Origin of the sequence: Microcoleus sp. S13C4, from assembly GCF_036700865.1 — a bacterium.
Classification (GTDB): Bacteria; Cyanobacteriota; Cyanobacteriia; order Cyanobacteriales; family Microcoleaceae; genus Microcoleus.
Map to the genome: position 1 here is coordinate 76,158 of NZ_JAUBPS010000025.1, position 12,008 is coordinate 88,165.

11 protein-coding genes are annotated in these 12,008 nt (G+C 45.8%); 9 read left to right on the top strand and 2 right to left on the bottom strand.

The genetic code is table 11. The features are described 5' to 3' along the window. Nucleotides 1-63: 63 nt before the first annotated feature. From QT996_RS13090 to QT996_RS13105, 4 genes are all read left to right on the top strand, one after another. The gene (locus QT996_RS13090) at nt 64-1,527 is read left to right on the top strand and encodes an ATPase domain-containing protein (RefSeq protein WP_333046989.1); all 1,464 of its coding nucleotides are present in this window, start codon (nt 64-66) and stop codon (nt 1,525-1,527) included. 434 nt (nt 1,528-1,961) lie between these two features. Continuing rightward, complete coding sequence (locus QT996_RS13095) at nt 1,962-2,333, top strand: response regulator (protein WP_333046990.1); 372 nt, start codon at nt 1,962-1,964, stop codon at nt 2,331-2,333. Further along, nucleotides 2,330-3,490, top strand: a complete 1,161-nt coding sequence (locus QT996_RS13100; protein WP_333046991.1) for an ATP-binding protein — start codon at nt 2,330-2,332, stop codon at nt 3,488-3,490. Before QT996_RS13095 ends, QT996_RS13100 begins: the two co-directional genes overlap by 4 nt. 83 nt (nt 3,491-3,573) lie before the next feature. Further along, on the top strand, nt 3,574-3,741 hold the full coding sequence (locus tag QT996_RS13105) for a hypothetical protein (protein WP_333046992.1): 168 nt from the start codon (nt 3,574-3,576) through the stop codon (nt 3,739-3,741). A 180-nt stretch (nt 3,742-3,921) separates the two neighbouring features. Here QT996_RS13105 and QT996_RS13110 read toward each other — a convergent pair whose 3' ends face one another. Together QT996_RS13110 and QT996_RS13115 are read right to left on the bottom strand one after the other, a co-directional pair. Next, nucleotides 3,922-5,454 carry an MFS transporter gene (locus tag QT996_RS13110; protein WP_333046993.1) on the bottom strand — a complete coding sequence of 511 codons (1,533 nt, stop codon included), beginning with the start codon at nt 5,452-5,454 and terminating at the stop codon, nt 3,922-3,924. A gap of 512 nt (nt 5,455-5,966) precedes the next feature. Continuing rightward, complete coding sequence (locus QT996_RS13115) at nt 5,967-6,818, bottom strand: DALR anticodon-binding domain-containing protein (protein ID WP_333046994.1); 852 nt, start codon at nt 6,816-6,818, stop codon at nt 5,967-5,969. 355 nt (nt 6,819-7,173) lie between these two features. Between QT996_RS13115 and QT996_RS13120 the strand changes: the two genes are divergently transcribed. From QT996_RS13120 to QT996_RS13140, 5 genes are all read left to right on the top strand, one after another. Then, nucleotides 7,174-8,031, top strand: coding sequence for a Crp/Fnr family transcriptional regulator (locus tag QT996_RS13120; RefSeq protein ID WP_445243898.1), 858 nt, complete (start codon nt 7,174-7,176; stop codon nt 8,029-8,031). A gap of 127 nt (nt 8,032-8,158) precedes the next feature. Then, nucleotides 8,159-8,827 (top strand): HAD-IB family phosphatase, encoded by a 669-nt coding sequence (locus QT996_RS13125; RefSeq protein WP_333046995.1) that lies wholly within the window; start codon nt 8,159-8,161, stop codon nt 8,825-8,827. Nucleotides 8,828-9,017: 190 nt separating this feature from the next. Then, nucleotides 9,018-9,647 carry a methylthioribulose 1-phosphate dehydratase gene (gene mtnB / locus QT996_RS13130; RefSeq protein ID WP_333046996.1) on the top strand — a complete coding sequence of 210 codons (630 nt, stop codon included), beginning with the start codon at nt 9,018-9,020 and terminating at the stop codon, nt 9,645-9,647. Between the two features lie 84 nt (nt 9,648-9,731). Beyond that, nucleotides 9,732-10,766 (top strand): patatin-like phospholipase family protein, encoded by a 1,035-nt coding sequence (locus QT996_RS13135; RefSeq protein ID WP_333046997.1) that lies wholly within the window; start codon nt 9,732-9,734, stop codon nt 10,764-10,766. 225 nt (nt 10,767-10,991) lie between these two features. Next, complete coding sequence (locus tag QT996_RS13140; protein WP_333046998.1) at nt 10,992-11,786, top strand: MlaE family lipid ABC transporter permease subunit; 795 nt, start codon at nt 10,992-10,994, stop codon at nt 11,784-11,786. Nucleotides 11,787-12,008: the final 222 nt, after the last annotated feature.

Genomic DNA, 12,008 nt, shown 5'->3' on the forward strand with positions numbered 1-12,008 from the left:
AAAACACTGCCTAAAACCATTAAATATTAATACGGGCCCGATATTCAAAACATGAAAAACCAAATGTCTCAAAACCGAATTTCTATGGGAATTACCGGTCTCAACGAAGTGATTGGCGGTGGCCTAATTTCTCAACGCTCTTATTTAGTGCGCGGCGGCCCGGGTACTGGCAAGACTACACTGGGCTTTCACTTTTTGGCAGCAGGTGTGGCTCTGGGAGAAACGCCCCTGTTTATTACTTTAGGAGAACCGGAAGCGCAATTGCGGGCCAATGCCGTAAGTCTCGGTTTTGATATGGAAGCGATCGCGTTCCTCGATTTGAGCCCATCCTCAGAATTTTTTACCCAAGTTCAGACTTATGACATTTTCTCCCCCTCCGAGGTTGAGCGAGAACCGACTACACAAAAGATTATCGAGCGAGTCGAAGCTGTCAAGCCACAACGGGTGTTTTTGGACGCAATCACTCAATTTCGCTACTTAGCTGCGGATGAGTTTCAGTTTCGCAAGCAAGTTTTGTCTTTTCTGCGGTTTTTGGTGGAAGGGGGGGCGACGGTGGTGTTCACCTCAGAAGGCACTTCAAGTGCTCCCGATGACGATTTGCAGTTCATCAGCGACGGAGTAATTTATTTAGAACTGCGCCCTGAAGGACGCGCCCTGTCTGTCACCAAGCTGCGAGGCTCCAACTTCCGCAGCGGCCGCCATTCGCTGCGCCTGACTGAGGCTGGTATGGAGGTGTTTCCGCGACTGCTTCCGGACAACTTTCAACAGGATTTTGTGGCGGAACCGATTTCTGCTGGGATTCCAGAAATGGACGAACTGCTGCACGGGGGACTGGAACGGGGGACTGTGACGGTGATTAGCGGGCCTAGCGGCGTGGGTAAAACGACGGTGGGGATTCAGTTTATGAAGGAAGCCGCAGGAAGGGGGGAGCGATCGGTAGTTTACATTTTTGAGGAGTCAACTTCTACTCTGCTGCAGCGCTGCGAATCAGTTAACATCCCGGTTGGGGCGATGATTGGGCAAGGAAGTCTTTCGGTGATACCTGTGGAACCTTTGCTGTACTCGCCGGATCAGTTTGCCTGTATGGTACGCCAGGAGGTGGAGCAGGAAAAGACACGGATTGTGATGATTGATAGTATTTCTGGCTATCAGCTTTCGATGCAGGGGCAAGATTTGGTGAACAATTTGCACGCTTTGTGTAAGTATCTGAAGAATATGGGAGTCACCGTTATTTTGATTAATGAGGTAGAAGCCATTAGCGGAGATTTTCGGCTGACCGAGATTGGGATTAGCTATTTGGCGGATAATCTTCTGTTTATACGTTATCTGGAACGCCAACTGCATAATAGGACAGAAATCCGCAAGGGCATCGGAGTAATTAAAAAACGAGTCAGCAATTTCGAGAGAACTCTGCGAGAACTTGAGATTACTCGCTACGGCATCAAAGTCAGCAAACCGATAGGGGGGCTGCGCGGCATTTTGAGTTCGGCGCCGGTGTGGGTTGAGGGGGAACCCGATGAAGATTGAATCCGGGTTTGTGGTGCTGTTTTTGGGCAATTGCAGCTAATTTTGCAGTCGTGAATCTACTAATTAGTAGGGGTGCACCTCACCACTAGCTGTAGTGCGCGCACCGCGCACCTCACCACTAGCCAAAGTTCTGGAAAACTTAAATATATTGGTAAATTTGTGTATTTTTCGACTTTTATAGTAGTGTAGTTTTCAATTCTATGAAATACAGTAGGGACACAGGGCACGCGGCCGTGTCCTGTACCCCACCATCTGTAATTCACTCAACTGAAAACCTATGTAATAGCTCCCCGAAAAGTAAGCTAATACCAGATTAAAAAAGAATCCAACTTTAGGTCACCTCCCAACCCATATATAATCAGTCACTCCCCATACTAAAATCTAAAATCTAAAATCTAAAATGGTTATAAGCCGTATTCACAGGAAGCTGATAAATGACTGGCAACTCAATAATTTTAGCCGTAGACCGCAATCATCGAAACTTGGAACTATTAGCACAATTTCTCAACACAGAAGGATACCAGATCATCGCGGCTTATAGCTTTGAGGATGTTGCACAAGCTATCAGTCAGCCTGCTAAGATCGATATGGCTTTAGTAGATATTTCTGGTTTCGACCGCCGGATTTGGGAGTGCTGCGAACAACTGCGAAATCACCAAATCCCTTTTCTGATACTCTCGCCCAAACAAAGCGCTGCCATTCAGCACGAAAGCCTCTGCCACGGTGCTCGGAATATGTTAGTAAAACCTTTGATCGTTAGAGATTTGCTGGGAATTGTTCACAGCTTGCTAGGAGAACCTGCGTGAGTCAAATTTTATTGCTTGTCGAACAGAAAGAAAATCGCCGCCTGTTATTAGAATGGTTAGCAGCTTACTATGAGGTATTGCTGCCAAACTCAACAGAAAATAGTGAGGAGTTTTTACCATTTAATCAATCTTTTGACCTGGGGATAATTGACGGTATTTCCCTGAAACGCCACTGGCAATGGGTTGCAGCCCAAAAAGAGGCAGAACACCCGGTATGCTTGCCTTTTCTTTTGATTACATCCCGCTCGGATGTAGGGATGGCAACGCAATTTATTTGGCAAAGTATTGACGATTTGATTATCGCTCCGATCGAGAAGATCGAGTTGCAAGCGCGGGTGGAGATTTTGCTGCGATCGCGCCAGTTGTCTTTAACTCTCAAATTGTCTCACGATCAACTCGATCGCACTCTGCAAACAGCCCAAGAGCTCAATGAGATGAAAACATCTTTGCTGTACATGATTGCCCATGATGTTCGCAATCCTTTGAATTTCATCATCGGCACTACACAACTTCTTAGCAAGTACAAGTTGACATTAACAGATGAGAAAAAACAAGAACTTCTAGACAAAACTCAAGCAGCCGCCAAAGGCATAGATTTGTTATTAGATGATGTGCTGCTGCTGGGGCGTGTTGAGTCAGGAAAAACAGGCTTTTCCTTGCTACCCATAGATTTAGCAAAGTTTTGTAATGAGTTGGTAGGGGAATTTCAGAGCAGTCTGAAGTTGAAACCTGAAAATGAGCGGGTAACGCTGATTTTTGTGAATCACAGTCCATCGGCGATGGCGTGTTTGGAGGTAAGCTTGCTCCGGCGAATTATGGGCAATTTGCTGTCCAATGCTATTAAGTATTCTCCCCCAAATACCGAAGTAATTTTTGAATTAAAAGTTACTGAAAGCGAGGCAGTTTTTGCGGTACAGGATTCCGGAATTGGCATACCTCTAGCAGACCAAGAACGGCTGTTTAATTCATTTTACCGCGCCAAAAATGTCGGTCGCATTCCCGGTACTGGACTGGGGCTGAGCATTGTTAAAAAATGCGTGGACTTGCACGGTGGCGAAATTACTGTCAACAGTGAAGAAGGGGTTGGCAGTACATTTACAGTAACGCTGCCGATCGCACAACCTGGAAAAAAGCAAATCTCGCCTGCAACGCCTTAAACTAGATGCAGGCATTATCTTGGGATAGTACATCGATGAATTTGACGCCCAGGTGAGGCTATAGGTGGTAGTGTGACAATGAGGTGTATCCTCAAAAAACGGAAGAAAACTCTCGCTATTTTACAACGCCAGAATTTGAAGATCCCTCAACAGCCGCTCGTCAAGTGATTAAATTGAGCATCGTCGTTCCAGGAGCGATTGACGAGCGGGAGAATAGGCGATCGTTCCTCAAAGCTCGATCGCCATCGTAAAAAATTTTGAACGCACCCAAAAATAATTAGATACCATTCAAAACTTCTCCATAGTTGTCCGATTTTATATTTCTGAAAAAAAGCGACCCAACAACCGTCACATCTTAGATTATCTGATGAGTATTTTAACACTTTAAAAATGGTTAATCAACTCTTTTATGAATTATTGTCGGACTACAATCAATCAAGAGTTGAAGAGCGATCGCATGAGCTTTCAGGCGCAGAGTCCAACTGTTCAACTATTAATGGTTGAAACCTGATGTCTCCAGGTTCAATCGCCACTCTTCTCCACCAAGCTGGCAACAAGAGCAGCCAAAACTTACCCAAAGACACAGAACGCTGCTCGCTAACAAAAACCAAGGTCAGGAGAGCCACCAGTCGTAAGACGGCTGAGAGGGCAAACACCCCTGGCAGACCACCGAGATTGGTCAAAGTGGCGAGAAAGCCACCAACGGTGATTCCCATTGCCCCCGTGACACCAGGAACCGCGGCTGCGATCGCAAAGTATATCGACTGATTCAACAGTGGTGCCACCGACATCATCAGATTACCACTGCACAGGTCGATCGCCGCCCACGTTGCACCGCCGATGATGTGCAACAGCGGGAACCAGACCCATAGGAAAATTGGAGCCGTTCCACCTTCTAGCCAGAGTAGAGGGGTCAGAGCCACCAAGATTCCCACTACTATCATGATCGGGCGATTCCCAACCCGGTCAGCCAGCTTCCCCCAAAAAACCAGCATCAGCAAGTTAGCACCAGCACCTAAGCTGCCATAGAGCGTTACCACGCTGACATCTATCTTTAGGTCATCCAGCAAGTAAAGGTTAAAGAAGGGCGCGCTGACGTTAACGGCAAAGCTCCATAGACCAGAGTAAAGCAAAAACTTTAAAAAATTGGCTTCTTTGAGAAAGCTAAAAATTATCCCTGTGGATGATTTTTCGCCTGTATCTAAATGCGTGACGTGTACAAGCTTTGGGTTCACATCGGTCATAAAGAACTGACAACCTATACTGATGAGGCCAAGCACAATTCCTAAAACCAAGAGGGCGCTGTAACCTTGGAGCTTTCCACCGGGCCAGTTCGATACCGCTAGAGCCATCAACGGCACACCAATGAGATTTGTCAAGCTGACAGCACTATTGCGAAAGCCAAAATACCGCCCGCGCAACCGCTGAGGTACTAACGCCGCCAACCAGCTCAAGAAGGAAGCACGACCTAAAGATTCTAAGACTTGACTTACCCAGATGATTGCCAATGTCAACTGCACTAGCTGATGTTGGGCCAAATGAAATGAGCCTCCCCACCAAAGGGCTGGCACGAGAATCAGCCACAGCAGCCGCGATATTCCGAAAATCCAGAAGGAATACCAGTGGCGGCTCTGCGTTCGGTCTCCTATATAAGCTCCGAACGGTTGGAGCAAATTTACCAGTTGAGGAATGGAGGCGAGCATACCAATTTCCACTGGACCCGCCCCCAAATCGAGCAAGAAATTACTGAGCAACGCGCCACCGATGATGCTATAAAAAAGCGTAGCGAAAACACCGTCCAAAGTTAGTGCTCTGAGGCTTGACCGAGTTTCCGGTTTGGAAAGTTTTAGAGGCTGATTGGTCAGAAGTACCGTCTCTGGTAAGGCTATATCCTCTTGCATTTCCTCAAGAGGGAGAGGATTCGTTTTTACTAAGCTGTAATATTCTTCTTGTTTTTCGAGCATACTGGATAGCTAATAGATAAGCTGCTACGCAGCTTAATTGTATAGTATAAGATTAAGTATTTTAAGGAACACAGCCATAGATGCCAATACGCTTGGGTTAAAACTATTTATTCCTCGGATATCCCCCTAAATCCCCCTTAAGAAGGGGGACTTTGAGTAAGTTCTTGTCCCCCCTTTTTTAAGGGGGTTAGGGAGGAGGGACCTTAACTGAACCGTATTGCCATAGATGCCAGCTAAAAATTATGGTTCTCCAAAGCAAAAAGAAAGATTACTTAAATAAATAAGAGAAAATAAGAATGCCTAACTTATAGTTTTTTTATTAATGAAGAATGAAAAAAATTATCGATAAAGAGTTAGTTAAGTTTTTAGAATTTTTATATCCGACAGCCGATTACAGGATAGTTCATAGTGTTTTAGATAAAATAGAGATATTTTCCGATGGAATAAGTCAAGTAAAATTTCGGAAAGCCCCCTCTGATTATGAATAAATATTGCTAAACATGAGGATAAAATCAAAGTTCTAAAGGAGCAATAGCGTTCAAGAACTCTTCTAGTATAAATCGCAGCAAAGATTGAGTTGCTAATATTAAACCCAATCGGGCTTGGGCGAGTTTTGGGTGGTCTATTTTAACTTCTCCCCAAATTCGGCACTGGCTGTAAAAAATCTGAAATGCTTCGCTCAAACTATTGGCTAATTTGAAATAATTGACAGGTTGTTCGCGGTTTTTCACGTCAAAAGTAGGATATAAATTGTCTAGCACTGTTAACAGTTGGGATATTAAACGGCGTTCTGCTGGATGCACTAACCGCAGTCGATCGCCCTCGTCGATCCAAGGGATAGGATTTGGACTCGCCAGCGACCAAATTTGCGGCGCTGTAGCCACATCGGGCTGGGCGATCGCAATTATCCGATCGCGGTGGGCCATTCGCAGCAGGGAACAGCAGCGCGCGTGGCTGTACTGAATGGGAAACAGTCGATCGGCAGACACAACAGGAGATAATATTCTAGATTCTGAAACTGGGAGGTTCGTTTGAGCTAAACGCTGCAACCAGAATGCTAAACCTGCATCAGTCAACTCCAACTCAATAATTCCCGCCCCTGCGACTTTAACGGCGAAATCTGGGCAGCACAGCGGTTCGAGAGTTTCGGCCAACTTTGCCGCAATTGTCTGCGGTGTCTGCTGCCAAGTTTTAGCCAATTTCAGGGCGATCGCAGACACGTACACCACCCGCGCGCTATCTTTACTTCGATTTAACGGAATTTCCTTTAGTTTCCCCTGCTGGGCGATCGCGCTTTGGAACTTGGAAAGCAAGAAACACTTCACTGTAACTTCCGGGCACTGCGAGATATTTGCTGTATCCATATCGGCTGATCCTACGGTAACAGGGACGGTAGAGTGTTACCGCTTGCATTGTTGTTCTACGTTAAACCGCTGATGTCAGAGATGCTCGATCGGCTCCTCCGGGCGGGGCTACATCGAATTAATCTGCTTTCTAGCGATTTTTGGCCTAAACAACAATAATTTACGACAAATTTTTTGCTGAATTCTACCATTTTGATGTATTTTTTGCTACATTGAATCTTTCGGTAAAACTAAGAAAAGTCAGCACACTTAAGAAGCGTGCAAGCTCGATCGGGGGTTGGCTGTCTCACTTTGTATCGCGCTGCTACCAAAAGCCGTTTTTCTCACTGATTAAATATATCCCAGAGCCTTACCTATGCAATCAACTTCCACCCCTATAGATACTATCGATCGACCGTTTATCACTTGGCAGCGAATTATCGACTGGGCCCAGGAACACTACCGCTGCCGGACTTTTAGCAAAGATGAGCGGATTCCCGCAAGACCCGGACTGCTGTATTTAGTCCAGAAAGGTTCTGTGCGACTCGTAGGTAGCGCTCAAGTTAGCGCTGCGGCGGCGAAGTCAAAATCCGCTGATAAAACTACAGAAGAAGCTTTTTTGGGCTTCGTCGGCGCCGGTCAGCCCTTTGAACTGGTTGCTCAGTCTCCGTTTACTCTCCAAGCTTACGCCCACGCCGATCAAACTCACGTAGTGTGGATGTACTGGCACGACTTGGATAATTGGCCTCACTTTCGTAGGGAAATTTTGGATGCGTTTCGCTACCAGCACCAGCGTAAACTTCTCTGGCTGAGCACTTTGGGACAGCGCCGGACGATCGACCGACTGCTGGGATTTCTCACTTTGTTGATCGAAGAGTTCGGCGAACCTTACGTAAGTGATGGCGAACCGGATGTGGTTCGGGGCTACCGACTGCCTTGGGCATTGACTCACGCTCAAATTGGTAGCGCGATAGGGTCAACGCGGGTGACGGTGACGCGGCTGATGGGTAAGTTGCGATCGAAGGGTTTGATTAATACTGAGGATGACAATTTAATCTGTTTGCCGGCTAAGTCTACCCCCCAAAAGACCAAAAATAAAAAGCAGGAAGAAGAAGCATTCATTGAAGATGAACTCGAAGATGAACTCGAAGATGAACTCGAAGATGAGCTCGAAGATGAGCTCGAAGATGAACTCGAAGACGAGCTCGAAGATAATCTCGAAGAATCTGCATAAAATCCTGCGGGCGATTGCCAAAACACAGCGCGTAGCTATTAGTTTTTGGTTGCCGGGGTGTTTGTTGCTCGATAGTGTACGAGGAATAGTGTAAACTTTTTACGTTCTCTCTCTTGTGCGACTGACAATGACCGATGACAAGCAAAAATCTCCAATCCCGAACAATCAGAAACGGGTGGTATTCTGCGACTTTGACGGCACAATAACCGTTGAAGAAACTTTTGTGGCAATGCTCAAGCATTTCGCACCGGAACTGTCGTCTCAACTGATGCCTGAAATATACGCTAGAAGGCTGAGTTTGCGATCGGGAGTGCGGCAGTTACTAGAGTCTATTCCGTCGGAATGTTACGGGGAAATTGTGGAATTTTCTAGGGGAAAGCTCATGCGGCCGGGTTTGGTAGAATTGCTGGATTTTTTGGACGAGCGAAAAGTGGATTTTGCGATCGTTTCCGGCGGTCTTCGGGTCATGGTAGAGACGGTAATGGGCGATTTGGTACACCGGGCGAGCGTTATTTACGCTGTGGATGTGAACCCTACGGGTCCTCGCTTGCAAGTCAATTCGGAGTTGGAGGGAGATGAGGAATTAGTGTCTAAGGTGCGGGTGATGGCCCAGCACCCGGCCCAGGAACAGGTGGCGATCGGAGATTCGCTGACGGATTTTAATATGGCTTTGCAGGCTTCGTCGGTGTTTGCGCGCGATCGGCTTGCCGAGTATCTAGACGAACAGCAAAAGCCTTATACTAAATGGGATACTTTTTTTGACGTGTTGGAAAGTTTGTCCCAAAAATGGAATTGAAACTCAAGTAGGAATTGCGCCAATAAAATAGCACTATGCGGTATGTGTATGTATTAAACTGCTTATGGCGCACCCTACGTTGAGCGCTATATGTATTAGTAAGGTGTGTACTCCTCACCCTACGTTTAGATACTCCAGCACAATTCCTATTTACGTAAAAAGTAGATTAAAAACTGAGGATTTGTAAAGAATGAGTGGCGATTTGAGATCGGATTTAATTGCAGCAGCCAAACATTTTTACGATCGCGGTTGGATGGTTGGGACTGCTGGCAATCTTTCAGCCCGCTTACCAGATGGTAGTTTTTGGATTACTGCTAGCGGCCGCGCCAAAGGGCAGTTAACTGAAAAAGATTTTATCAGAATGAACTCAGACGGCGCAATTGTCGAGCAACCTGTTGCCGACAGCCGCCCTTCGGCCGAAACCAGCATTCATTTAGCCGTTTACAATTGTTTTCCAGACGCTAAAGCTTGCTATCACGTCCACTCGATCGAGGCAAATTTAGTTTCTCGCCTAACCGCAGGAGATGCAGTACCTTTACCGGCCATCGAAATGCTGAAAGGTTTGGGGGTGTGGGAGGAAAACCCGCAGGTGGCGATACCCCTATTTGCAAATTATTTGGAAGTGCCTAAAATAGCCAAGGAAATTTGCGAATTTTTTGCCGTTTGTGCGCCCTCTGTACCTGCTTTGTTAATTCGCGATCACGGCATCACAGTATGGGCAGACTCGCCAGCCACCGCCTACAATTACGTCGAAATTGTAGAATACATTTTTCGCTATACGATCGCAGCCCGCCAATTAAATTTAGATGTGAGATTTTAGAGTAGGGATTGAGCGGTGCATGAATCCCGAGGCTTGGGAATTTGAGATTAGGAAACGAGCAAACATCGAGAAGAGGCAACAATTATGGCTAAATATACGAGAATTTTATCCCTAGATGGAGGCGGAATTAGAGGAATTATCCCCGCGCAAGTTGTAGTTAGCATTGAGTCAAAGCTGCAACAAAAAAGCGGCAACCCAGAGGCGAGAATAGCTGACTATTTTGATTTAATCGCGGGAACAAGTGCGGGAGGCATTTTAACTTGCATCTATTTGTGTCCTGGCGCCGAAAATCCCACCCGACCTCGGTGGTCGGCCGAAGATGCTGTTAATTTTTCGATTAAGAGCGGTCGCGACGTTTTTAAGAGTTCATTATGGCAAAAACTCAAATCTATAGACGGTTTGATAGATGAGAAATATCCCGGCCAGCGCTTAGAACAATTCTTTTTGGAAAACTTTAGAGATTGCCGACTCAGCGAACTTCTGAAACCTTGTTTAATTTCCAGTTACGACATCGAAAGGAGAAAAGCTCACTTTTTTGATCAAATAGATGCTAAACAATATCCAGCAGAAGACTATTTTATTAGAGATATCGCCAGAGCCACATCGGCAGCACCCTCTTACTTTGAACTTCCCAAAATCTACTCTTTGACAAACGAATCCTACGCTTTAATTGACGGGGGAGTATTCGCAAACAATCCCGCCCTTTGTGCCTATGCAGAAGTTAGAAATAAATTCCGAATTCCTGACGATCGCCCCGACAAAGGCCCGACAGCACAAGATATGGTAATTTTATCGCTGGGGACAGGACAAGCTCAGAAAAAATTCCCCTATGAAGAAGCGAAAGATTGGGGTAAAGTTGAGTGGGTTGAGCCTTTGATTAATATCATGATGACGGGCGTTGCTGAAACTGTAAATTATCAAATGGTTCAAATTTTTGATGCAATTGAAAGACCAAATCAATATTTGAGAATTAATCCAGATTTGAGCCACGAACAACCGCTGCCGATTGATGATGCCTCCGAAGAGAAGATATCGGCACTGCTGAGGATTGGCAAGGATCTAGCCGAAAAATATAATGAACAGTTGGATAAGTTTATCGACTTATTACTTGCGGAGTAGTCCTAGGATTTTAGATTTTAGATTTTAGATTGGGAAATGAGTGATGATTACCACAGAATCAATCAGTGCCAATCTAAAATCTAAAAAGGTAGATCGCACGCACCGCAGGGCTGGCAGATTGAAAATATATGTTGACAAATCGTGCAATAATTGCTGTAGGATTGCCGAAAATCTCTATGTGGCAATGCTTCGCTCTGTTTGCAATTAATCGCGAGCCCGCAGTCATTGGTTAAAAAATACCAAGAAAAGTACGATCGACATTTAGATGAAACCTTCAATAACAGGTGGTTTCAGCGGTTTTTCGTGACGTTGTTCCTGGGTGGCCAAGTGCTGCTACGCATACTCCAAGGCAAAATTGACCGTCGCAAAATCATGGAACATTTAGTAACAGTAGGCCTGGATTCTTTGCGATCCGTGCTGCTAATAGCCTTGTTTGGTGGCATGATTTTTACCTTTCAATCGGCCAGAGAATTGGTTCACTTTGGGGCGGTTGGTGCGGTGGGAGGTCCTTTTGCTGTGGCATTTTGTGGCGAATTAGCACCACTTTTAACGGCGGGCGTGGTGGCGGGACAAGTAGGTTCGGCTTTTGCGGCGGAGATAGGAGAAATGCAGGTGACGGAACAAATAGACGCCCTGTATATGTTGAGAACAAATCCGGTTGATTATTTAGTAGTGCCGAGGGTGATAGCTTGTTGCATCATGCTGCCGATTTTAACAATTTTTGCAGTAGCAGTGGGCATTTTGGGCGGGCTATTTGTGGCGGTTAATTTTTACGAGTTGGAACCGTCGGTATTTTTGGAATCTGTGCGGACTTCTTTGGGGCCTTGGGATTTAGTAACTGTGGCGATTAAGAGTTTTATGTTTGGGTTGATAATTGCCCTTGTCGGTTGCGGTTGGGGGTTGACGACTGCGGGCGGAGGTAAAGGAGTAGGTCAAGCTGCAACGGCGGCGGTTGTGACTTCGTGGGTATTTATTTTTGTGGCGGATTTGTTTTTATCGCTGTTGATGTTTCACGAGTAGGGGATGATGAGAAGTTGATAATCTTGGCGATTCTAGCAGGAGTCAGGATTAGGATGCTTAAATATTAAGCCTTTGAACAATCATCAACCTGACCGAAAGCATCTAGGATACAAGCCCCCGGATTCATCCGTCCAGAAATAAAAAACGGCGTTGCTGAATCAAGGTATGAATGCCCCAGGAATGGGAATATCGTGAAATTTCAAGTAATGTATTAATAACTTA